General features: G+C 74.1%; 21 protein-coding genes. 4 read left to right on the forward strand and 17 right to left on the reverse strand.

Going from position 1 to position 22,193, the window contains the following annotated elements; genetic code table 11:
- The first annotated feature begins 6 nt into the window (after positions 1-6).
- Positions 7-1,005 carry a type I glyceraldehyde-3-phosphate dehydrogenase gene (gene gap / locus CLV37_RS18700; RefSeq protein ID WP_106213247.1) on the forward strand — a complete coding sequence of 333 codons (999 nt, stop codon included), beginning with the start codon at positions 7-9 and terminating at the stop codon, positions 1,003-1,005.
- On the opposite strand, the gene CLV37_RS18705 is transcribed toward gap, so the two are convergent.
- On the reverse strand, positions 992-2,914 hold the full coding sequence (locus CLV37_RS18705; RefSeq protein WP_211298766.1) for a S9 family peptidase: 1,923 nt from the start codon (positions 2,912-2,914) through the stop codon (positions 992-994). The two genes, gap and CLV37_RS18705, sit on opposite strands and share 14 nt — an antisense overlap.
- A gap of 82 nt (positions 2,915-2,996) precedes the next feature.
- Between CLV37_RS18705 and CLV37_RS18710 the strand changes: the two genes are divergently transcribed.
- Positions 2,997-3,821 carry an RDD family protein gene (locus tag CLV37_RS18710; protein WP_211298767.1) on the forward strand — a complete coding sequence of 275 codons (825 nt, stop codon included), beginning with the start codon at positions 2,997-2,999 and terminating at the stop codon, positions 3,819-3,821.
- Between the two features lie 54 nt (positions 3,822-3,875).
- On the opposite strand, the gene CLV37_RS18715 is transcribed toward CLV37_RS18710, so the two are convergent.
- From CLV37_RS18715 to CLV37_RS18740, 6 genes are all read right to left on the reverse strand, one after another.
- The gene (locus CLV37_RS18715; RefSeq protein WP_106213249.1) at positions 3,876-4,355 is read right to left on the reverse strand and encodes a hypothetical protein; all 480 of its coding nucleotides are present in this window, start codon (positions 4,353-4,355) and stop codon (positions 3,876-3,878) included.
- Complete coding sequence (gene glgX, locus CLV37_RS18720; RefSeq protein ID WP_106213251.1) at positions 4,352-6,361, reverse strand: glycogen debranching protein GlgX; 2,010 nt, start codon at positions 6,359-6,361, stop codon at positions 4,352-4,354. The genes CLV37_RS18715 and glgX overlap by 4 nt, the downstream gene beginning before the upstream one ends.
- 41 nt (positions 6,362-6,402) lie before the next feature.
- Positions 6,403-6,645: a hypothetical protein gene (locus CLV37_RS18725; RefSeq protein WP_146149484.1), complete on the reverse strand. Its 243-nt coding sequence runs from the start codon at positions 6,643-6,645 to the stop codon at positions 6,403-6,405.
- A 12-nt stretch (positions 6,646-6,657) separates the two neighbouring features.
- Positions 6,658-7,257 (reverse strand): SGNH/GDSL hydrolase family protein, encoded by a 600-nt coding sequence (locus CLV37_RS18730; protein WP_106213255.1) that lies wholly within the window; start codon positions 7,255-7,257, stop codon positions 6,658-6,660.
- A gap of 79 nt (positions 7,258-7,336) precedes the next feature.
- Positions 7,337-8,800 carry an adenosylhomocysteinase gene (ahcY, locus tag CLV37_RS18735; RefSeq protein WP_106213257.1) on the reverse strand — a complete coding sequence of 488 codons (1,464 nt, stop codon included), beginning with the start codon at positions 8,798-8,800 and terminating at the stop codon, positions 7,337-7,339.
- 62 nt (positions 8,801-8,862) lie between these two features.
- Positions 8,863-9,462 (reverse strand): TetR/AcrR family transcriptional regulator, encoded by a 600-nt coding sequence (locus tag CLV37_RS18740; protein ID WP_106213259.1) that lies wholly within the window; start codon positions 9,460-9,462, stop codon positions 8,863-8,865.
- A gap of 61 nt (positions 9,463-9,523) precedes the next feature.
- Between CLV37_RS18740 and CLV37_RS18745 the strand changes: the two genes are divergently transcribed.
- Complete coding sequence (locus tag CLV37_RS18745) at positions 9,524-10,363, forward strand: SDR family NAD(P)-dependent oxidoreductase (RefSeq protein ID WP_106213261.1); 840 nt, start codon at positions 9,524-9,526, stop codon at positions 10,361-10,363.
- Between the two features lie 21 nt (positions 10,364-10,384).
- Here CLV37_RS18745 and CLV37_RS18750 read toward each other — a convergent pair whose 3' ends face one another.
- The 5 genes from CLV37_RS18750 to CLV37_RS18770 all read right to left on the reverse strand — a co-directional run bounded on the left by CLV37_RS18750 (position 10,385) and on the right by CLV37_RS18770 (position 14,033).
- Complete coding sequence (locus CLV37_RS18750; protein WP_106213263.1) at positions 10,385-11,554, reverse strand: SIS domain-containing protein; 1,170 nt, start codon at positions 11,552-11,554, stop codon at positions 10,385-10,387.
- Positions 11,551-11,733, reverse strand: coding sequence for a Trm112 family protein (locus CLV37_RS18755; RefSeq protein WP_106213265.1), 183 nt, complete (start codon positions 11,731-11,733; stop codon positions 11,551-11,553). The genes CLV37_RS18750 and CLV37_RS18755 overlap by 4 nt, the downstream gene beginning before the upstream one ends.
- Positions 11,730-13,202 carry a phosphomannomutase/phosphoglucomutase gene (locus CLV37_RS18760; RefSeq protein WP_106213267.1) on the reverse strand — a complete coding sequence of 491 codons (1,473 nt, stop codon included), beginning with the start codon at positions 13,200-13,202 and terminating at the stop codon, positions 11,730-11,732. The genes CLV37_RS18755 and CLV37_RS18760 overlap by 4 nt, the downstream gene beginning before the upstream one ends.
- A gap of 65 nt (positions 13,203-13,267) precedes the next feature.
- Positions 13,268-13,537: a hypothetical protein gene (locus CLV37_RS18765; protein ID WP_106213269.1), complete on the reverse strand. Its 270-nt coding sequence runs from the start codon at positions 13,535-13,537 to the stop codon at positions 13,268-13,270.
- A gap of 82 nt (positions 13,538-13,619) precedes the next feature.
- Positions 13,620-14,033, reverse strand: a complete 414-nt coding sequence (locus CLV37_RS18770; RefSeq protein ID WP_106213271.1) for a DUF3499 domain-containing protein — start codon at positions 14,031-14,033, stop codon at positions 13,620-13,622.
- A gap of 84 nt (positions 14,034-14,117) precedes the next feature.
- On the opposite strand from CLV37_RS18770, the gene CLV37_RS18775 reads away from it, so the two are divergent.
- Positions 14,118-14,552, forward strand: coding sequence for a metallopeptidase family protein (locus CLV37_RS18775; protein ID WP_106213273.1), 435 nt, complete (start codon positions 14,118-14,120; stop codon positions 14,550-14,552).
- 112 nt (positions 14,553-14,664) lie between these two features.
- Here CLV37_RS18775 and CLV37_RS18780 read toward each other — a convergent pair whose 3' ends face one another.
- The 5 genes from CLV37_RS18780 to CLV37_RS18800 all read right to left on the reverse strand — a co-directional run bounded on the left by CLV37_RS18780 (position 14,665) and on the right by CLV37_RS18800 (position 22,119).
- Positions 14,665-17,901, reverse strand: a complete 3,237-nt coding sequence (locus CLV37_RS18780) for a DEAD/DEAH box helicase (protein WP_106213276.1) — start codon at positions 17,899-17,901, stop codon at positions 14,665-14,667.
- Positions 17,902-18,514: 613 nt separating this feature from the next.
- Positions 18,515-19,123, reverse strand: coding sequence for a GTP-binding protein (locus CLV37_RS18785; protein WP_106213278.1), 609 nt, complete (start codon positions 19,121-19,123; stop codon positions 18,515-18,517).
- On the reverse strand, positions 19,107-19,571 hold the full coding sequence (locus CLV37_RS18790) for a DUF742 domain-containing protein (protein WP_106213281.1): 465 nt from the start codon (positions 19,569-19,571) through the stop codon (positions 19,107-19,109). Before CLV37_RS18790 ends, CLV37_RS18785 begins: the two co-directional genes overlap by 17 nt.
- On the reverse strand, positions 19,568-20,008 hold the full coding sequence (locus CLV37_RS18795) for a roadblock/LC7 domain-containing protein (protein ID WP_106213284.1): 441 nt from the start codon (positions 20,006-20,008) through the stop codon (positions 19,568-19,570). The genes CLV37_RS18790 and CLV37_RS18795 overlap by 4 nt, the downstream gene beginning before the upstream one ends.
- A gap of 2 nt (positions 20,009-20,010) precedes the next feature.
- Positions 20,011-22,119, reverse strand: a complete 2,109-nt coding sequence (locus CLV37_RS18800; RefSeq protein ID WP_106213286.1) for a HAMP domain-containing protein — start codon at positions 22,117-22,119, stop codon at positions 20,011-20,013.
- Positions 22,120-22,193: the final 74 nt, after the last annotated feature.

Below are 22,193 nucleotides of genomic sequence, written 5' to 3' on the forward strand. Positions count from 1 at the left end.
CGGGGCATGACTCGGATCGCCATCAACGGGTTCGGCCGCATCGGCCGCAACACCCTGCGCGCCCTCCTCGCGCGCGAGACCGACCTGCAGGTCGTCGCCGTCAACGACCTCACCGCCCCCGAGGCCCTCGCGCACCTGCTGCGCTACGACTCCTCCCTCGGCCGGTTCCCCGGGACCGTCGAGGTCGACGGCTCGAACCTCGTCGTGGACGGCCGGACCATCCGCGTCCTGGCCGAGCGCGACCCCGCGGACCTGCCCTGGGCCGAGCTCGAGGTCGACCTCGTCCTGGAGTCCACCGGCCGCTTCACCTCCGCCGAGGCCGCCAAGGCCCACCTGGCCGCCGGTGCCCGCAAGGTCCTCGTCTCCGCCCCGGCCGACGGCGCCGACGTCACCCTCGCCTACGGCGTGAACACCGACGCCTACGACGCCGAGCACCACGTCGTCGTCTCCAACGCCTCGTGCACCACCAACGCGCTCGCCCCGCTGGCGAAGGTCCTCGACGACCTCGCCGGCATCGAGCACGGGTTCATGACGACCGTCCACGCCTACACGCAGGAGCAGAACCTGCAGGACGGCCCGCACCGCGACCCGCGCCGGGCCCGCGCCGCCGGCGTGAACATCGTGCCGACCAGCACCGGGGCGGCCAAGGCCATCGGCCTGGTCCTGCCGCAGCTCGACGGGAAGCTGTCGGGCGACTCGATCCGCGTCCCCGTCCCCGTCGGCTCGATCGTGGAGCTCAACACCACGGTCTCGCGCGAGGTCACCCGCGAGGAGGTCGTCGAGGCCTACCGCACGGCCGCCTCCGGTGCGCTGGCCGGGATCCTGGAGTTCTCCTCCGAGCCCCTGGTCTCCAGCGACATCACCGGCAACCCGCACTCGTCGATCTTCGACTCCGCCCTGACGCGCGTCGACGGCAAGCACGTCAAGGTCGTCGCCTGGTACGACAACGAGTGGGGTTTCTCCAACCGCGTCATCGACACCCTGCAGCTGCTCAGCGCACGCTGAGCCGCGGGGTCCCCGGCGGGTCGAAACCCCAGACCTGCCCGTAGAACGACAGTTCCGCCTCCAGGGAGGCGATGACGTTCTCGGCCCGCCGGAAACCGTGCTGCTCGCCCGGGAACACCACCAGGGCGTGCGGCAGACCCTTGCGCCGCAGGGCGTCGGCGAACTCCTCGGCCTGGTTCAGCGGGACCACCGGGTCGTCGGCGCCCTGCAGCAGCAGGACCGGGCAGGTCAGCCCGTCGACGTGGTTCAACGGCGCCCGCTCGGCGTACAGCGCCGCCGCCTGCGGCAACGGCCCCACCAGGGAGTCGAGGTAGCGGGACTCGAAGTCGTGGGTGTCCTCGGCCAGCGCCCGCAGGTCCGCGACGCCGTAGTAGCTCGTGCCCGCCGAGAACGCGTCGGTCCCGGTCAGCGAGGCCAGCACCGTGAAACCCCCGGCGCTGCCGCCCCGGATCCCGACCCGCCCCTGCGGCGCGAACCCCTCGTCGACGAGCCAGCCGGCGACGGCGGCGCAGTCCTCGACGTCGACGACGCCCCAGTTCCCGTCCAGGGCCTCGCGGTAGGCGCGCCCGTACCCCGTCGAGCCGCCGTACTGGACGTCCACGACGCCGATGCCGCGGGAGGTGAAGAACGCGACCTCCGGTGAGTACGCGGCCTGCGACTGCGCCGTCGGCCCGCCGTGCACGAACAGGACGTGCGGCACGGGGCCGGGGGCGGGGTGCTCCGGGTGCGTCGGCGGGTAGCGGTGCACGTGCACCGTCCGGTCACCGCTGGGGATCCGCAGCGCCTGCGGGACCGGCAGGTACGCCGGGTCCGGGGCCGACGCGGACGCGCGCACGACGTCGACCCGGGCACCCTCGACAGGGTCCGGGTCGACCACGACCACGGCCGGCGGGGTCGTCGGGGAGGCCGCGATCGCCGCGACCCGGCCCCCGGCCGCCGCGAGCGAGGGCCCGTACGCCGTGAACGGCAGGTCCAGCGGTGCGAGCCGCCCCGTCCCGCGGTGCACGACGTCGAGCCGGTACCCGACCTCGCCGCCGGTACCGGCGTGGAGCAGGGCGACACGGTCGTCGTCGAGCGCCACCCACGACGTCGTCCCGAACGTCCACGGCGGGAACCCCTGCTCGGCGTCCTCCGGGTGCACCGCCCGCCAGGGGTCGGCCTCGTACAGGTTCCAGAAACCACTGCGGTCGCTGACGACGAGCAGCGTCCCGTCGGGCGCGAACCCGGGGTGGACGAGGGACTCGCGCCGGTCCTCCCCCACCAGGACGCGGGGGTCGACCAGCCCCCCGGCCCCCAGCCCCGCCGTCCACAGCAGCGTCCGCTGCCAGGGCATGTCGGGGTGCTCCCAGCTGATCCACACCAACCGCGAGCCGTCCGGCGAGACCCGCGGGGCGGCCAGGAAGCGCGGCCCGCTGAACAGCTCCCGCGGCCCGGACCCGTCGAGCGGCACGTGCACGAGGCTGCGGCGCGGGACGGGACCGGAGACGTCCTCCGCGACGAGGACGACCCCCTCGCCCCAGGGCGCGGGGTCGGCGTAGCGGACGCCGTCGGCCGGCACCAGGGCCCGCGGCGCGGCCCCGGGCGCGGCGACGTGGAACCACCGCTGGTCGGCCGCCGAGGCCAGCACCGCCCCGGCACCCGGGACCAGGCCCCAGGACCCGCCGCCGTACTCGTGCACGCGGGTGCGGGCGTCCAGGGAGGGGGCCCACTCGGCGCGGCGCCCGTCGGGCGAGCGGCGCACCACCGCGACCCGGCCCCCCTCGGCGGGACGGCCCTCGGCCCAGCCCACCGTCCCGTCGTCCTCCAGCGCGACACCGGACAACCGCAGACCCGCCGCGGCGACGTCGGCGGCCCGCAGCGGAGAGGTCCAGGCACCGGGTGCGTCCACGTCGTCCCGCACGTCGTCCACGTCGTCACGGTAGCCCCGGCCCCGGTCCCCGGCGCGGGCCGGGACGGGCCGGTGGGGGCGCGGTCCTGGGTACGGTGGGGCGGTGAGCCTGCCCCCGGCCGAACCGCCCGCCGAGCCCGTCGGCGAGATCGTCACCGGCGAGGCCGTCGTCCTCGGGCTGCGGGCCGCGTCCTTCGCCTCCCGGCTGCTCGCCGCGCTGCTCGACGCGCTGATCGTCGGGATCGTCTTCGTCCTCGGGGTCGTGGCCGTGGGCGCCCTGACCAGCGACAGCAGCGAGGCCACGACGGCGGCCCTGGGCATCGTGCTGTCGGTGCTCTGCCTGGTCGGGATCCCGACGGCCGTGGAGACCGCCACCCGCGGCCGTTCCGTCGGCAAGCTCGTCGTGGGGTTGCGGACCGTGCGCGACGACGGGGGCCCGGTGCGCTTCCGGCACTGCCTGGTGCGCGCGGTGCTCGGCGTCTTCGAGCTGTGGGCGACGGCGGGCAGCCCGGCCATCGTCTGCGCGCTCGTCAACGCGCGCGGCAAGCGGTTCGGCGACCTGCTCGGCGGGACGTACGTCGTGCGCGAGCGCACCGCCGCCCGGCACGTGCCGCTGCCGCCGATGCCCCCCGAGCTGGCCGGCTGGGCCCGCACGGCCGACATCGGCCGGCTGCCCGCGGCGACCGTCCTGGCCGCCCGGCAGTTCCTGGCCCGCACGAGCACGCTGAACCCCGCCTCGCGCGCGGCGCTGCGGGTCGAGCTGGCCGACGCGCTGCTGCCGCTGGTCTCCCCCGCCCCGCCGGCCGGGACCGACCCCGAGCGCTTCCTCGTGGCCGTGCTCGTCGAGCGGCGGGACCGGGAGTTCGCGCGGATGGAGCGGCGCGAGGCGCGGACCCGCGAACTCGAACGCTCCCTCGGGCGGGGCTGAGCGCCCGACCCGCACCGTCGCGGGGTCGGTCGTCGTCGCTCCGGCGCTGTGCGGCTACAGCAGCGGCAGCACGTCCGCGGCGGTCCACGGCGAGAGCACCAGGTCCGTCCGGGTCTCGGGCAGCCCGGCCTGCGGCCAGCTCACCGTGACGGTGAGCCGACCGTCGGACGGGACCCGGTCGACCCAGTACCCCGCGTCGAGGTCGAAGGAGTCCTCGCCCCCTCCGCCGCTGGACCGCGAGGCGTCGGCGAACCCCTCGTCCCCGTCGACGCCGATCGCGACGACCGGCTCGGACCAGGTGCCCGGGCCGGTCTCGTCGAGGGGGAGGTGACCGGAGAAGCTCTGCCGGGTCGCCGCCTCGGCCTGCACGCCCTCGGCGCGCAGGACGAACGGCAGCCACAGCCCGTCGGTGTGGGCGAAGACGCACCGCAGCCCCGCGACGATCCCCGGGGCCCGGGCCAGCACGACGGGTCCGTGGACGACGGCCCCGAGGTCGGTGGGTTCGACGGCGGCTGCCCAGCGGTGCGCTCTCACCCCCCGATGGTGTCGGACCTCAGCACCGTCGTCGACCACTCCCCCACGAGCAGCTCGGCGACCTCGCGGCCGACGTCCTGCTGCGGGTCGGAGGACACGACGAGCTTCCAGGGCCCCCCGGGCGCCTCCGGCACCGTGAACTCGACGGGGTTGGACGCCCCGTTCACCAGCAGCAGCACCGTCGGCGACCCCTCGGCGGCGAACTGCACGGAGTAGGCGCGGGCGTTCGCGTCGTCCCACTCCGCCTGCCCCATCGGTTCGCCGTCGGCCCGCAGCGACGTCGTGTGCCCCGCGAACCACAGCGGCCGCAGCGCAGGGGTCTCCCGGCGCAGGGCGACGAGGTCGCGGGTGAACTGCAGCAGGTCGGTGTCGACGGCCGACCAGTCGAACCAGGAGATCTCGTCGTCCTGGCAGTACGCGTTGTTGTTGCCCCCCTGCGTCCGGCCGAACTCGTCCCCGCCGAGGAGCATGGGGACCCCGGCCGACAGCAGCAGCGTGGTGAGCAGGTTGCGCCGCTGGCGGGCGCGCAGGGCGTTGACGCCCTCGTCGTCGGTCGGGCCCTCCGCACCGCAGTTCCAGGAGCGGTTGTCGCTCTCGCCGTCGTTGCCGTCCTCGCCGTTGGCGTCGTTGTGCTTCTCGTCGTAGGCGGTGAGGTCGGCCAGGGTGAACCCGTCGTGGGCGGTGAGGAAGTTGACGCTGCTCAGCGGGGAGCGGCGGTCGGCCTCGTAGACGTCGGGGCTGCCCGTGAGCCGCTGGGTGAGCGCCCCGAGGGAGCCCTGCCCGCGCCAGAAGTCGCGGACGTCGTCGCGGTACTTGCCGTTCCACTCCGACCAGCGCGCCGGGAACCCCCCGACCTGGTAGCCCTGGGTGTCCCACGGCTCGGCGATGAGCTTGACCGGCGCCAGGACCGGGTCCTGGTGGACTATGTCGAGGAACGCGGAGTGGACGTGGGCGTCGCCCCACTGCCGGGTCAGGGTCGTGGCGAGGTCGAAGCGGAAGCCGTCGACGTGCATCTCGCTCACCCAGTACCGCAGGGAGTCCAGGATCAGCTGCAGCGCGGCCGGGTGCGAGACGTTGAGGGAGTTGCCGGTGCCGGTCGTGTCGAAGTAGCTCTCCGGCTCCTCCTCGACCACGCGGTAGTAGGAGCCGTTGTCGATGCCCTTGAGCGAGAGCGTCGGGCCCAGGTGGTTGCCCTCGGCGGTGTGGTTGTAGACGACGTCGAGGACGACCTCCAGGCCCGCGGCGTGCAGGGCCTTGACCATCTCCTTGAACTCGCGGACCTGCGAGCCGTCGTCGCCCGCGGCGCTGTACTCGTTGTGCGGGGCGAAGAACCCGATGGAGTTGTAGCCCCAGTAGTTCCGCAGCCCCTTCTCGGCCAGGTGGGAGTCCTGGACGAACTGGTGGACGGGCAGCAGCTCGACCGTCGTCACCCCCAGGTCCAGCAGGTGCTGGATCGCGGCGGGGTGCGCGAGGCCGGCGTAGGTCCCCTGGATCTCCTTCGGCACGTCGGGGTGGGTCTTGGTGAAGCCCTTGACGTGGACCTCGTAGACGACGGTGTCGCGCAGCGGGACCCGCGGTGCGCTGTCGCCCTCCCAGTCGAAGGCCGGGTCGACGACGACGGCCTTGGCGACCGATCCGGCCGAGTCCGCGTCGTTGCGCTGCTCGGGGTCGTCGAAGGTGTGCCCGAACGTCTCCTCGCCCGCACCCCACGAGCCCTCGACGGCCCGGGCCCAGGGGTCGAGCAGGAGCTTGGCGGCGTTGTGCCGCAGCCCTTCACCGGGTTCCCACTCACCGTGGACGCGGAAGCCGTAGCGGGTGCCCGCACCGCCGGGGACGATCCCGTGGAACACGTGCCCCGTCCGCTGGTCCAGGCGGTGCCTGGTCTCGCCGCCGTCCTCGTCGAAGACCGCGACGTCGACCGCCTCGGCGGTCTCGGAGTACACGGCGACGTTCAACCCGTTGTCCCGCAGGGTGACACCGAGGGGGTAGGGGGTGCTGTTGTCCACCCACCGATCCTGCGGCACACTGCGGGTTCGCGCGCGCCGAACTACCCGCGCTCCTCGCGGCGGGTCCGCAACCGCCCCGTCGCCCACAGCAGCCGCCACCGCGCCCGGACCCAGTTCCACCACCGCAACCGGCCGGAGTCCAGCCCCTGCTCGGTCCGTTCCCACCGGCGGACCTCACGGGCGTGGTACTTCATCGCCACCAGCGCGCACCCGCGCAGGAAGGCGGCCAGCACGGCGATTCCACCGGCGATGGTGGCCCAGGACGCCGCGTCCTCCAAACTCATGCGACCAGTTTCTCAGCCGTCACCCAGCACCGCGCGAGCGGCGTCCAGCACCAACGGTGCGACGACCCCGGCCAGCACCCCGTACCCCGCGGAGGAGGGGTGGAAACGGTCGGCGGAGAACAACGCCGGATCGGCGGCCGTGAGCGCCGACGCGGCGGAGGTGTCGACGACCCGCGCACCGAGGGAGCGGGCCGCCTCGCTCTGCGCCGTCCGCAGCGCGGCGGCCGCGGCCCGCACCAGTTCGCGCAGCGCGGGCGGGACGTGCGCGACGACGCTGAGGTCGGGCACCGGGACGAGCACGACCTGCGCGGCGGGGGTCAGGGCCGTCAGCGCGGTGCGCAGGTCGCGCACCGCGTCGGGGACCGGGACGAGGTGGGTGAGGTCGTTGGCCCCCACGACGACGACCGCGACCTGCGACCAGCCGCCGTCCGCGGCGACCTGCGCGGGCAGCGCGGCGCTGCGGGCCCCCGACACGGCGTGCACGCGGTGGACGGCTTCGATCCCCGCCCGCCGCAACGCGTCGACCAGGCGCGGGCCCAGCGCGTCGCCCGCCCGCTGCGCACCGGTCCCCACGGCGAGGGAGTCCCCGAACAGACCCAGTCGCAGCGGCACCGGAGCAGTCCAGCAGGAACGCCGACGCCCGGCACCCCGAGGCGGGGTGCCGGGCGCCGGCGGACGACCCGGGGTGCGGTCAGTACCGGTAGTGCTCCGACTTGTACGGGCCCTCGACGTCGACGCCGAGGTAGTCGGCCTGCGACTTCGTGAGCTCGGTCAGCCGGACGCCGAGCGCGTCCAGGTGCAGGCGGGCGACTTTCTCGTCGAGCTGCTTGCTCAGGCGGTACACGCCGACGGGGTAGCTCTCGGGCTTGGTGAAGATCTCGATCTGCGCCAGGACCTGGTTGGCGAACGAGTTCGACATGACGAAGCTCGGGTGGCCCGTCGCGTTGCCCAGGTTCAGCAGACGCCCCTCGGACAGGACGATGACGCTGTGCGCCGCGACGCCCTCGGACGCCGGGATGCGCCACTCGTGGACCTGCGGCTTGATCTCGACCTTCTCGACGCCGGGGATCCGGGCGAGGCCGGCCATGTCGATCTCGTTGTCGAAGTGGCCGATGTTCCCGATCAGCGCCTGGTGCTTCATCTTCGCGATGTCGGCCGCCATGACGACGTCCTTGTTGCCCGTCGCGGTGATGAAGAGGTCGGCGGTCTCGACGACGTCCTCGAGGCGGACGACCTGGTAGCCGTCCATCGCAGCCTGCAGGGCGTTGATGGGGTCGACCTCGGTGACGACGACGCGCGCGCCCTGGCCGCGCAGCGACTCCGCGCAGCCCTTGCCGACGTCGCCGTAGCCGAACACGACGGCCGTCTTGCCGCCGATGAGGACGTCGGTGCCGCGGTTGATGCCGTCGATGAGCGAGTGGCGGGTGCCGTACTTGTTGTCGAACTTCGACTTGGTCACCGAGTCGTTGACGTTGATCGCCGGGAAGGGCAGGACCCCGTTGCGGAAGTACTCGTCGAGGCGGTGCACGCCCGTCGTGGTCTCCTCGGTGACGCCCTTGATGCCGGCCGCGATGCGGGTCCAGCGCTCGGGGTCCTCGGCGAGGCTCTTGCGCAGGTGCTCCAGGACGACGGCGTACTCCTCGGAGTCCTCCGCGGTCGTCGCCGGGACGGCCCCGGCGGCCTCGAAGCGCTTGCCCTCCAGGACGAGCGTCGTGGCGTCGCCACCGTCGTCGAGGATCATGTTGGGGCCGATGCGGTGACCCTCGGCGTCGGTGCCCCAGTCGAAGATCCGGTCCGCGAGCGCCCAGTACTCCTCGAGGGTCTCGCCCTTCCAGGCGAAGACGGGGACCCCGGCGGGTTCGTCGACGGTGCCGTCGCCGACGACGACCGCGGCGGCGGCCTGGTCCTGGGTGGAGAAGATGTTGCAGCTCGCCCAGCGGACCTGCGCGCCGAGGGCGACGAGGGTCTCGATGAGGACGGCGGTCTGCACGGTCATGTGCAGGGAACCGGCGATGCGGGCGCCGGCGAGGGGCTTGGAGTCGCCGAACTCGGCGCGCAGCGCCATGAGCCCGGGCATCTCGTGCTCGGCCAGGCGCAGCTCGTGGCGCCCGGCCTCGGCCAGGGAAAGGTCCCGGACCTGGTACTCGAAAGACATGCGAGTCCTCTCGTGCGGTTCGTGACGTTCCCCGGCGCGGCCTCTCTGGGCCTCGCACGGCATCACCGCACGCCGGAGCTGTCTCCAGGGTACGCGCCGCGGGTCGTCGCCGGTCGCGGGCCGGGGGCGGTGAGGAGGTCCGCGGCCTCGATGACGAGGCGGTCGGCGAGGTCGGGGGGCAGCCGTCCCGAGGCCGCCATGGCGGCCACCCCCTGCAGGGTCGCGGCCAGCAGGAGCTGGCGCAGCGGCGGGTAGCCGGGGGCGGCGGGAGGGCCGGCGGGCAGGGTGGCGGCGACGGTGGCGAAGAACCGGGCCGCGGCGGCCCGCGTCGCGGGTGACGCCTGGTCGCCCTTGGTGGTGAACATGAGGTCGAGCAGGGCCGGTTCGCGCACGGCGAAGTCGACGAAGGCGCGGGCGGCGGCGGTGACGTCGGGGCTGTCGCCCAGGGCGTCGTTCAGCCGGGTGAAGCCGCGTTCGGCCAGACCGTCGAGCAGCGCCCGGCGGTCGGCGAAGTGGCGACGGGGTGCGCTGTGGCTGACGCCGGCCTCGCGGGCCAGGGCGCGCAGGGACAGCTCGTCGAGACCGCCCTCGCGCAGGGTCCGTTCCGCGGCGTCGAGCAGCGCCGCGCGCAGGTTGCCGTGGTGGAACGGGTGCTCGCTCACGCGCCGATCCTAATCGGGTGTTGGCATTGCCAACTTTGTTGTCACCGCCTACTTTGAGGTCATGACTCCTCCCGACCACCCCGAGACCGTCGTCCTCACCGGCGGCACCAGCGGCATCGGCCTGGCCACGGCCCGGGCCCTGGCCGCGCGCGGGGACCACGTCGTCCTGGCCGTGCGCGACCCCGGCAAGGGCCACCGGGCCGCGCAGACCCTGGCGGCGGGCGTCCCGGGCACGGTCGACGTGCGCCGCCTCGACCTGGCCGACCTGGCGTCGGTGCGCGCCTTCGCCGACGACCTGCCCGGCACCGTCGACGTCCTCGTCAACAACGCCGGGCGCTCGGTGCCCACCCTGCAGCGCACCCCCGAGGGCCGGGAGCTGCAGTTCGCGACGAACCACCTGGGCCACTTCGCGCTGACGAACCTGCTGCTGCCCCGGATCCGGCGCCGCGTCGTCACCGTCTCCTCACGGGCCGAGCGCGCGGGCCGGCTCGACGACGTGGACTTCACCCGCACGCGCTACCGGCCGTTCCGCGCCTACGCCACGTCCAAGCTCGCCAACCTCGTCTTCACGCACGAGCTGCAGCGGCGCCTGGCCGCCACCGGGTCGGCGGTGACCGCGACGGCCGCGCACCCCGGCTACGTCGCGACGGGCATGACCGGGGCCGACGGCGGCTGGGCGGTGCGCCACCTCGCGCAGTCGCCCGAGCAGGGCGCGTGGCCGACGCTGCTGGCCCTCGACCCCGCCACGCCCGGCGGGACCTTCACCGGGCCGCGGCGGTGGCTGCACATGCGGGGCGAGGCCGTCGTCATCGACAGCTCGCGCCGCAGCCTCGACCCCGGGGTCGCAGAACGCCTGTGGCGGCAGTCCGAGGAGTTCACGGGCGTGCGCTTCCCCGGGTGAGCCCCGCCGGTGGGGGCCGGGCTACCCCAGCCGGTCCTTGAGGTCGGCCACGTGCGGGGACCGCGCCGGGTCGACGCCGCAGGCCAGCGCCAGGTACGTCGAGGCGAAGTCGGTGCGCGCGATCAGCTGCGCGAGCCGCTGGGCGGGGGTCCCGTCGTCGGCCACCAGCTCGGAGGTGCGGACCCCGGCGTCGGCGGCCGTGGTCGTGATGGCGTCGGCCAGCCGCCGGTCCTCGTCGGAGACGGCGGTGGGCGCGTCGCGCAGGACGACCAGCCGCATCCGCGGACCGGCCGGGCCGTCGAGGAAGGGGTCGGCGAAGACCGGGTCGACGTCCGCCGCGGCACCCGTGGCGAAGGGGCCGCCGAAGGTCGCGACGACCTCGCTGGCGTCGTCGGGCAGGGCCCCGCTGACCGCCGGGACGCGGGAGGTGCGCGCGAGCATCCCGGCGGCCCGGCGCGCCGCGGCGGCCATCAGGTGCCCGTCGCCGAGGACCACGGGCACCGCACCGGCCAGCTCGGCCGCGAGCGCCTTCGCCGGGTTCACGAACGTCTCCGTCCAGGGCCGGGACGCCTCGGCCTCGGCGTCCAGGCGGTCGGCGACGCCGGCGAGGTCGGCCGGGGAGGCCTGCAGCAGCCCCAGGGCGTCGCAGGCCAGCAGCACGGGCGTCGCCAGCGACCACAGGGCGACGCGGGACGAGCGGGGGTCGCCCCCGTCGGCGCGCACCCCGCGGGCCGGGACGACCTGCACGTTGCCGCTGCGGGCGCCGATCTCGGCCAGCGGGGAACCCTCCCCCGCGACCGTGACGACCCGGGCGCCGCGGCGGGAGGCCTCCACGGCCAGGGTCAGCGGCCCGGGCGCGCGCCCGGACAGCGAGACGGCCACGACGAGGTCGAGCGGGCCGACCCAGCTGGGCAGCGGGCCGCCGTGCCGGACGACGACCGGCACGGGGCAGTTGCGGCCGGCGAGGGCCTGGACGAGGTCGGCCACGGCGGAGCTGCCGGCCAGCGCGGCGATGACCACGGCCCGGGGCCGGTCGTCGTCGGCCAGCCGCGCCACCGCCGCCTCGGCGGACAGGTCCAGGGCCTCGCGGACCTGGGCGCCGGAGCTGGCCAGCGCCCGCAGCACTCCCCCGACGTCGGCGGCCGCCAGGGCGTCCCCGTCGGCCAGGAGGGCCTCGTCGAAGGCGCTCACGGCTGGGTCCCGGGCTGGATCGCGGCGTCGACGAGCAGGACGGGGACCCCGTCGAGCACGGGGTACCGGATGCCCGAGGGGGTCTGGAGGAACTCCTGCCCGTCGAGCGTCACCGGTGCGAGGGTCTGTCCCGTCAGCGGGCAGCGCAGCAGTTCCAGGACCCAGTCGGCCTGCGTCATCGGTTCTCCCCCCGCACGAGTCCCAGGACGCGGTCGCGCACCTGGGTCATGGTCGCCTCGTCGGCCCCCTCGGCGTTCAGCCGCAGCAGGGGCTCGGTGTTCGAGGCGCGCAGGTTGAACCACCACATGGGCTCCTTCGCGGAGGCCGGGTGGAACACCGTCACCCCGTCGAGGCGGTCGATCTCGAGCTCCTCGCCTTCTGCCGCAGCGCGTTCGCTGACGGCGGCGACGACGCGCTCGGTGGTGGCGGCCGCGTCGTCGACGGTGGAGTTGATCTCGCCGCTGGCGACGTACTTCTCGTACTCGGCGGCCAGCTCGGACAGCGGGCGGTCCTGCTCGGCCAGGGCCGCCAGGACGTGCATCGCGGCGAGCATGCCGGTGTCGGCGGACCAGAACTCGCGGAAGTAGTAGTGGGCGGAGTGCTCCCCGCCGAAGACCGCGCCCTCGGAGGCCATCTGCTCCTTGATGAAGGAGTGCCCGACGCGCGTGCGGACGGGTTTGCCGCCGTCGGCGGCGATGAGCTCGGGGACGGCGCGGGAGGTGATGAGGTTGTGGATGACGACGGGTTCGCGGCCGGCGCGGACCTCCTTGGCGATCTCGCGGCGGGCCACCATCGCGGTGACCGCGCTGGGGCTGACCGGGTCGCCCTTCTCGTCCACGACGAAGCAGCGGTCGGCGTCGCCGTCGAAGGCCAGGCCCAGGTCCGCGCCGTGCTGCGGGACGGCCCGCTGCAGGTCGAGGAGGTTCTTCGGGTCCAGGGGGTTGGCCTCGTGGTTCGGGAACGTCCCGTCGAGCTCGAAGTAGAGCGGGACGACGTCCAGCGGCAGCGCGCCCAGGCCGGCGTCGGTGCCCAGGACCGCGGGGGCGGTGAACCCGCCCATGCCGTTGCCGGCGTCGATGACGACCTTCAGCGGCCGGCCGCCGGTCAGGTCGACCAGGGAGCGCAGGTGGTGGGCGTAGGCCTTCAGCAGGTCCTGCTCGTCGACGGTGCCGACGCGGCCGTCACCGCCGGCGGGGACCTCGCCGGCGTCCAGCCAGCGCTGCGCGAGCTCGCGGACGGCGGTCAGGCCCGAGTCCTGCCCGACGGGCCTGGCCGCGGCGCGGCACATCTTGATCCCGTTGTACCGGGCCGGGTTGTGGCTGGCGGTGAACATGGCCCCGGGGATGCCCAGGAACCCGCTGGCGAAGTACAGCCCGTCGGTGGAGCACAGGCCGATGACGGTGACGTCGACGCCGCGGGAGGCGAGGCCGTCGGCGAAGGCGCGGGACAGCTCCGGGGAGGAGGGCCGCATGTCGTAGCCGATGACGGCCTTGGGAGACCCTTCCCCGGCGTGCTCGGGCAGGACGACGACCTCGGCGAAGGCGGCGCCGATGGCGCGGACCACGTCGGCGTCGAGCTGGTCCGGGACGGTGCCCCGGACGTCGTAGGCCTTGATGACGGACGACAGGTTCCTGGTCGGGGCGGTCACGCTGCGGAGCCTACAAGCGGCGGCCCGTCGACGGCCGTGGTGCGGCGTGGATCACTCGCGGACCGCTACTGCTTGCGGGTGCGCTCCAGGACGCCGTCGACCGAGATCGGGCCGCTGGGCGAGGTCCAGCTGCGCTCCTCGCAGACGTGGCAGGAGACGAACTGCACGGGGGTGCCGTCGGTCAGGGACATCGACAGCTGGGTGACGCGTTCGCTGCCGCAGTGCGCGCAGAAGGCGGTCTCGCGGTGCACGGCCTGGGTCAGGGACCCCAGCGGCGGGGCGGTCCGGGCGGCGCGGGGGCGACGGGAGGCGCGGGGCGCGTTGGCTGCGGGCACGGGGGTCCATCGGCAGCCGGCCGCGCGGGCTGAGTCGGCCGTCCGGGGGACTTGCCGCCCGACGGGCGGCTCGCCCGCCGGCCTACTGCTCGTCGGCGATGACGCGCAGGTGGGAGCGGCGCACGGCCGGGGCGTCGGGGTCGATGCCCCGCGCGGCGGCGCCGTGGGTGCGGGGCTGGTCCCGGACGGCGTCGACGAGGGCGTCGAGGTCGTCGTGGTGCTTGGCGGCCTCGAGCAGCTCGGGGGCCAGCCGGACGACCTCCCAGCCGCGGGGCGCGGTGAGGCGTTCGGCGTGGTCGGCGCACAGGTCGTAGGTGTGGGGCTCGGCGAACGTGGCCAGCGGCCCGAGGACGGCCGTGGAGTCGGAGTACACGTACGTCAGGGTGGCGACCGCGGTCTTCCCGCACGCGGTCCGCGAACAGCGTCGGGCACTGGGTGCGGCGGGGCGGCCGGCTCCCGGGCGGGAGGCGTTCGTCCCTGGGCTGCGGGTGGTCACCCGCGGCACGCTACCGCCCGCCGCGCGTGCCGGCGCTCAGGTCGGCGGGCTGTGTCGTGCCCGGGTCGTGGGTAGTCTCGCCCGGTGGTCCTCCGACGCCGGGCTCAGACCCGCCACCGCCGACGCCGAGACCGGCACGGCCGCGGGCTGCGCGGCCCCCTGCTGCCCGCCTCGCTGCCGGCGGCGCGCACCCGCGCGGAACGCTTCGACGACCTGGTCCTGGACGCCGTGGAGCTGCTCGAACGCCGCTGGGCCGAGCAGCTGGCGGGCGTCGAGTTCGCCGTCGAGGACGTGCCCCCCTCCGACCCCGCCCCGTGGGAGGACGACGTCGTGCCGCTGGGCCGGCTGTTCCCCGCGCAGGGGCAGCGCCCGGCCCGGGTCGTGCTGTACCGCCGGCCGCTGGAGACGCGCGCCGACGGCGACGAGCTCGACGACCTGGTCGCCGACGTCGTGGTGGAGCAGGTGGCCCACCTCCTCGAACTGCCGCCCGAGGACGTGGACCCCCGCTACACCGACTGACGCCGTCGCGGCGAGGTCGTCCGCACCGGGTCGGCTGCACCCGGATCAGCTGCACCGGGGACCAGCGACGGGCAGGTGGTCTCCCCCGCTCAGGTTCGCGTCCCCCACCGCCTCAGACCGGTGTGAAGGGCACCCGGGGCAGCATCGAGGCGAGGGTGCCGGCGTGCCCCGCGCCGCGCCAGTTCTCGTACGAGGCGATCACGAAGAGCCGGTCCTTGGCTCGCGTCACGGCCACGTTGAGCAGGTTCGGGGTTTCCGCCGCCCACGACCGGGCACCGGCGCTGCCCCCACCCAGGACCAGCAGGACGACGTCGTGCTCCTTGCCCTGGAAGGTGTGGACGGTGCCGACCTCGACGCGGGCCAGGGTCTTCTTCACCCGTTCCGCCGACCAGTCCCGGGGGAGCAGGGCCTTCAGGTGGGCCGGCACGCGGGTCGACAGCTGGGCGACGGCGTCGCGGAACGGGCTGATCACGGCCACGCTCAACGGAGGGTGTTCCTCGTCGGCGGGGGCCGTCCAGTCGATGCGGTCCAGGATGGAACGCACCGCGGCCCAGTCCTGAGCGCCGACGTGCCCGTCGACGGGGCCCACCACGTCGATCCAGCAGCTCGGTCCCAGGGCCGCGGCGTCGTCGCGGACCGGACGGGTTCGGCCTTGGATCATCGCGTCCTGGTAGGCCATGCGGTTGGCGATGCTGAACATGACGTCGTCGCAGCGGTTGTGCACGATCAGGGGCAGCCCGATCCACTTCCCCAGCCGAGTCGTGCCCCGCGTGGTGACGGCGTCGGCCAGTCGCTGCACCGAGGTCCGGTGGGGGCTGAAATCCAGGTCGGCCCCGCGAGTGGTCATGAGCTGACGGATGAGCTGACGGGGCAGGGTCACCACCGGTTCGAGCTGTTGCGGATCACCGACGACGACCGCGCGCCGGAAACGGCCCATCGCCCCGACCGCTGCACCGGGGGTGGCCTGCCCCGCTTCGTCGACGATGAGCCAACCCAGCGATCCCGACGGCACGTGCTGCAGCAGGCGGGCCACCGAGGCGAACGTCGTGGAGACCAGCGGGACCACCAGGAACAGCGAGGCCCACACGTCCGGGGCCACGGCGGGGATCTCGTGGTCGGCGACCTTGCCGTTCTGCAGGGCGAACCACAGCCGCAGGTTTCCGCGGACCTGCTTGTGGGCGGCGCGGGCGAACGCCTCGTGGACGGCGAGGGCGGCCTGGAACAACTCGATCCGCAGGCGCTGCAGCGACTCGTCGACCCACGCGGTGCCCAGTTCACGGTCCTCGACGCTGCGTCGCCACCACCGTTCGTCGTCGACGTGACGCTCGGGGTCCAGGGCACCGGCGGCGGTCTGCGCCTGCGCGAGGCGGGTCTGGGCGGCGGCGAGGGCGTCGATGGACACCCCCAGCAGCGTGCGGACGGACGTCTCCTCCTCACGGGCCTCGTCGAGAGCCCGGTGGGCGCCGTCGGCCGCACGCGAGGCCGTCTCCTCGGCCGTGACGGCGGCGTCGCGTTCACGCTGCCACGCCCGGGCCGCCCCGCTGCCGAAGGTCCTGGCCAGCCGGCCCGGTCGCCCCGCGGCGCTCTCGGTGAGGCGGGCGCGTGCTTCCGACAGGCCGGTGTCGGCCCGATCAGCTGCATTCGCGAGTGTGGTGACCGCGGTGCGGGCGGCAGCCAGGTCACCGCGGTGCGCCTCCACGGTCCGGGCGGCCTCGTCGCGGGCGGACTGCAGCAGCGGGAGCCGGGTCACCTCCTGACGGGTCCGCTGCAGCTGCTCGATCGCTTCGTCGACGGCGCGGCGCCTGTCGTGGAAGTTCCGCCGGGCCTGTTGCCAGGTGAGGGGCCCGGGGCGGGTGAGCTCGGCGAACAGGTGGTGCCACGGCGTGCTGTCCCCGGTGTAGGGGTCCAGGACCTGCTGGAAGGCGCCGACGCGGTCCCGGCTGCCGAGGGCGGCTGCGCCCAGACCCCACGCCTGCTTGCCCTCGGGCAGCAACCCCGGGCGGGTCACTTCTTCCGGGGCCCGGTCTAGGGTCGAGGCGACTGCGCCCTTCTTCTTGACCGTCTTCTGGACGGTCTCGGCTCCGGTGACGGTGCGGAAGTAGGTGGTGTTCTCGCGGTGGGTCTTGCCCAGCGCCTCCAGGTCGGGGATCTCCCGGGTGACGTTCTCGACGGCGGCGTTGTTGCTGGAGGCCACGAGCATCTCGAAGCCGCGAGCGTCAGCGGGAGGGGCGTAGCAGTAGCCGGTCTCGGTGCCGCCCAGGTCGACCGTGCGCCCCTTGCCGAACGCGGCGGCGGGATCGGCGCAGGTGACCAGGACACCGGCGCGGTCGGTGATGACGTTGGCGTACACGTCGCGCAGGAACGTCGTCTTGCCCGTCCCCGGCGGACCGTTCACCCCCGACACCGGCGCCTGCCCGTTCAGCAGGGCCGTGAGGGCGATCTGCTGGGACAAGCGGGGGAGGTGCTCGCTCGGCCAGGCCGCGCGAGGCAGCAGCGCGGGGTCCAGCAGGTCCACGGCAGGGTGCTCACCGGCCCGCACGTCGACGGCTCCCGGAGGGGCGCTCGCCTGGTCCCCCTGCAGGTAGTGGTGCAGCAGGGCGGAGGTCGGCCCGGTGGCGGCGGCTTCCAAGTCGTCGTGGAAGAACGCCGGCAGCAGACGCGGAGGTTCGCTGTCGCGCTCGATCCACGTCACCGACACCCGGTGGTTCCTGCTGCCCCCCGCCTCGACGGCCGCCAGGCACTGCTGCACAGCGGCGAACGGCGACGAGGCGCGGCTGCCCTCGATCGCCTTCCCCCACCGCTCGCGCAGCTCCTGCTGGAAGACGTCCAGCTTGCCCAGGCCGGTGCGGACCACGTCGTCGACCCCGCGCCCACCGCGCACCTCGTGCTCGACGTGACGCACGAAGTCCAGCAGCACCGCGTGGTCGAAGGAGTCCGGCAGGGGCCTGCCCGTCTCGTCGAGCAGGAACGAGGCTCGGCACGTGTGGGCCGGGACCGACGCCCCGCCCCGGCGGGGCTTGAGACCGTGCGCCTGCAGGCGCAGGTCACCGAAGACCCGGTCCAAGGCGTCCTCCACCTCGGGGACCGGGATGCATCCCACCAGCACCTGCGTGCACCGGACCTGAGACCCCGATCCCGGGGCCTTGACCGTCGCCGGGGGCCAGACGGCCGGCTCGTGGGCGGGAAAGGCGTCGACGTGGTGGTAGTCCCCACCGCGCATCGGGACGTCGGGGGCCTCGAAACGGTCCAGGTCCGCCCACGCCGTCAGCAGGCGGGTCGCGGCGGCGGGCAGGCGACGCAGCGGAGCCGGCGACGTGGCCGACCACGGACCTGAACGCGCTGGGGCCATGACCGGCAGAGTAGGGCCCCACCACGTCCGCGACGCTGCGTCCACCGCGGCACCCCGCCGTTCGTCACCGGGAGGATGACGAGAGCGAGCACCCCGCAGGACGAGGGCCGGCTTGCTCCGGGGGGCCCGGCAGCAGTGCTCAGCGGGCACCGGACCGGCCAGGAATCGCGCACGCTGCTGCCGGGGAAGGCTCAGGCGTCCGGCCGAAGTCGACAGGACCCGGAGCCTGCGTGGAGACGACGGCAGCGGGATCGACCCGGCCGAACGGTCTCCGGAGCATCGGCTCGTGGGGTTCCACCTCGCGAGGTTCTCCACCGCAGACCTCCCAGCGAGACCGCGCAACGGTCCGCTGCAACACCTCAGCCAGGCAGGCGGCGGTCTTCTCGACCAGCCGCACCTGCCTCGACGACGGCGAGGGCTCTGCGAGGAAGCCTGTCCTGTTCCCGGTTCCAGGCAGCCCCACGGAGGACACCTGCAGAGTCGTCCCCGGTGTCGGCGAGCAACTGCTCGCGGGAACGCACGGGTTCGTCCTCCACGAGAACGACGACGGGGGCGGTGGCCCCAGGACCACCACCCCCGTCTCGATCAGGCTCTGTCGTTGCGCCGCAGAGTTTCAGGCCGCGCGGGCCCGGGACAGGATGAGCTGCAGCAGCGTCAGGACAGCGCGCTTGACGTCCTCGCGCTGGCGGGCGTCGAGGGCGACGACCGGCACGGCCGGGTCGACGTTCGCCGCCGCGCGCACCTGCTCCAGCGACAGCTGGGAACGGCCCGCGAAGGAGTTGACGGCCAGCACGAACGGCAGGCCGATCTTCTCGAAGTAGTCCAGCGCGACGAAGCAGTCGTCGATGCGGCTGGGGTCGACCAGGACGATGCCCCCGAGGGCGCCGTCGGCGAGGTCGTTCCACATGAAGCCGAACCGGTCCTGCCCGGGCGTGCCGAACATGTACAGGATGATGCTCTCGTCGATCGTGACGCGGCCGAAGTCCATCGCGACCGTCGTCGTGGTCTTCTCGCTGCCCTCCCCCGCGTAGTCCACGCCCACCGAGGCGGACGTCATGGCCGCCTCGGTGCTCAGCGGCTCGATCTCGGACAGCGCGCCCACGGTCGTCGTCTTGCCGACGCCGAAGCCGCCGGAGACGAGGATCTTGACGGGGATCGGGGGGCGCTTGGCGGGGGCCGAGGGGGCCGCCGCGGCGGGGCGGACGTCAGAGTGCAGCGACACCGGTGATCAACCTCTCGATGAACGAGACGTCGAACGCGAGGGACTTCGCGGTGGACGTCGTGATGAGCAGTTCTCGGGCGACGAGGTCGCCGACCAGCACCTGGGCCACCCCCAGCGGGATGCCGACGAGGGCGGCGACCTCGGCCACGGACCGGGCCTGGGCGCAGGTCGCGGCGACCTGGCCCAGTTCGAACGGGAGCGTCCCGCCCGCCACCGCGAACTCCCCCACCGGGGTGAGGACGGCGGTGGTCTCCATGGCGATGCCGGCCGCGCCGCCGCCGGTGCGGCCCCCCGTGAGCAGGTAGGCGCGCACCTCCCCGTCCTCCTCCTCCGCGGTCGCGGAGGAGGAGGCGGTGGGAGCGGCCGGGGCCGCAGCACCCCCGAGGAACGGGCGGTCGAACTCGTCGAACTCGTCGACGTCCTCGGGGTCGAACCCGGCCGGGCTCACAGCTGCAGCGAGGTCTTGAGCTCGGTGACGAGCTCGGGGGTCAGGAGCGAGCCGACGCGCTCGACGAGCATCGTCGTCTCGTAGCCGACCAGGCCCAGGTCGCAGTCGGCGGAGGTGACGACGCCCAGGCAGGCGCGCCCGGCGATCGAGGACACCAGCAGGTACCCCGCGCCGAACTCGGTGATGACCTGGCTCAGCGGGCCCTTGGACAGCAGCCGGGAGGCCGAGACCGCCAGGGTCGTCAGACCCGAGACGGTCGCCGCGAGCTTGTCGGCGTCGGCGCGGGCCAGGTCGGCCTTCATCGTCATGAGCAGGCCGTCGGAGGAGACGCCGATGGCCTGTTCGACACCGGGGGTCTGGTCGACGAACCGCTCGAGCAGGAAGTTGACGTCCTGCGCGTTCTGGCTGACGTTCGCAGTGGTGACGTTGACGCTCATGGTCACTCGCTCTCGGTGGTCGGGTCGGTGGACTGGGCGGCGCTGTCGCGGCGGGCGCGGGAGACACCGCTCTGCAGGCCGGACAGGCCGCGGCGGACCTGCTCGGCCGAGCGCTGGGTGGTGGCGGTCGCCGCGGCGTCGTCACCGGTGTCGGGCAGCTGCGCCCCGCGGACCCGGGTGGGGACCGTGGGCACGACCGCGTCGGCCGGCAGCGCGGCCACCTGCGGGCCCTGGCCGGTCTCGGCCGTGCGGCCGAGGTCGCGACCGAGCTCGCCGAGCTGGGCGCCGCGCACCCGCGCCGACGGCTGCGCCGGGACCGAGGGGGCCGGCTGCACCGGGGCGGGGGCCGGCACGACCGGGGCCGCCGGGGCGACCGGGGCCGCCGAGGCGACGGGCTGGACCGGGACGACCGGCTGGACCGGGGCGACGGGCTCGACCGCCTGGACGGCGGCGACGGCCGCGACCAGGGCGGGCTCGGCGACGGGGACGACGGGCTGGGTGACCGGCTGGACCGGCACCTCGGCCGCGATCTCGGCCGCGATCTCCTGGACCGGGTCGACCGGGGCGGCGACGAACAGCGTCGGCGGCAGGTCGACGACCGCCACGACCCCGCCGGCCGCGCCGGCGCTGAGGGTCACGGACAGGTTCCACCGGTCGGCCAGCAGGCCGACGACGTGGTGGCCGAGGAGCTTGGAGTCGGGGCGCGTCAGGGCCGCGTTCGCGATGCGGCTGTTGGCCACGGCGAGCTCGTCGGAACCCATCCCGATGCCGGAGTCGGCGATGCTGAGGCGGAAACCGCCCTCGGACTGCGCCACGCCGGTGACGACGACGCGGGTGCTGCCCGCCGAGAAGGCCGTGGCGTTCTCCAGGAGCTCGGCCAGCAGGTGGGTGATGTCGGCGGCCGCGCTGCCGTGCAGCGTGAGGTCGTCGAAGCGCGCCAGGTCGACGCGGGGGTAGTCCTCGATCTCGGCGAGGGCGGCGCGCACGACGCTGGAGACCTTCACCGGGCGCGACTTCGCACGGGTCTGGTCGGCGCCGGCCAGGACGAGCATCGACTCGGCGTTGCGGCGGACGCGGGTGGACAGGTGGTCGAGCTTGAACAGCTTCTCCAGGACCTGCGGGTCGCGCTCGCTGCGTTCGAGGTCGGACAGGAAGGCCAGGGTGCGGCTGAGCAGGTTCTGGTTGCGGCGGCCGAGGTTGACGAGCATCTCGGCGGCGGCGCGGTCGGCGCGGTGCTGCTCCACGGCCAGGTCCAGGGCGCTGTCCTGGACGTGGTTGAAGGCGACGGCAAGGTCGGCCAGCTCGTCCTTGGTGGTGACGGCGAAGGCCGGCAGCGTCGGCGGGGTCGCGTCGGCGGCCATGACCTGGATCTGGGCGATGGCCTGCGGCAGGCGCTCGGAGGCGACCTCGTCGGCGCGCTGGGTGAGCTGGCGCAGCGGCGTGACGACGGTGCGGACCAGGGCGACGAGCATGAGGGCCACGAGGACGACGGCCAGGACGGCGAAGCCGATGATGAAGGCCCGGGCGACCTGCGCGACGTGGGCGGCGTGGGCCTCGGCGGCGGCGCTGCGGGCGGTGACGGACGTCTCCAGCTTGTCCATCTCGGTGAGGATCTGCTGGTAGACGGGGTAGCCGCCCTGCAGGATGTGCTCCTCGGCGTCGGCGGTGCGCCCTTCCTGGTAGGCGATGACGGCGCGGTTGTCGTAGTCGATGAACTGGTCCCACAGGCCGATGAGCTCGACGTTGAGGGCCTTCTCCTGGGCCGTCATGAGGTTCAGCGGGGCGCTCTTGAGGGCCGTGACGAGGTCGGTGCGGTCCTGCAGGTAGCGCGCGCGGTTCGGGTTGTCGTCGGCCAGCGCGCCGTCGACGCCGATGCGGTAGGTGTCCCACGCGTAGGCGGCCTGCCAGCCGCTGATGTCGGCGTCGTAGTACCGCTGCTGGTCGACGTACTTCACCAGCCGGGACGCGTCGCGCGTCTGCTGCACGGTCTTGGACTGCTCGTTGCTCCCGATGAAGGCGACGGCCCCCGTCAGCAGCGTCAGCGCGAGGATCACCCCGAACGCGATGGCGAAGCGCGCGCCCACCCGGACGCGGCGCAACAGGAAGGTCATGCCTGCTCCTCTTCCAGCGTGCGCCGGTGGCGCACCAACGGTCGTCAGTGACGTTCAGCCGGGGATCCGGCGCT

Source organism: Kineococcus rhizosphaerae (assembly GCF_003002055.1).
GTDB lineage: Bacteria > Actinomycetota > Actinomycetes > Actinomycetales > Kineococcaceae > Kineococcus > Kineococcus rhizosphaerae.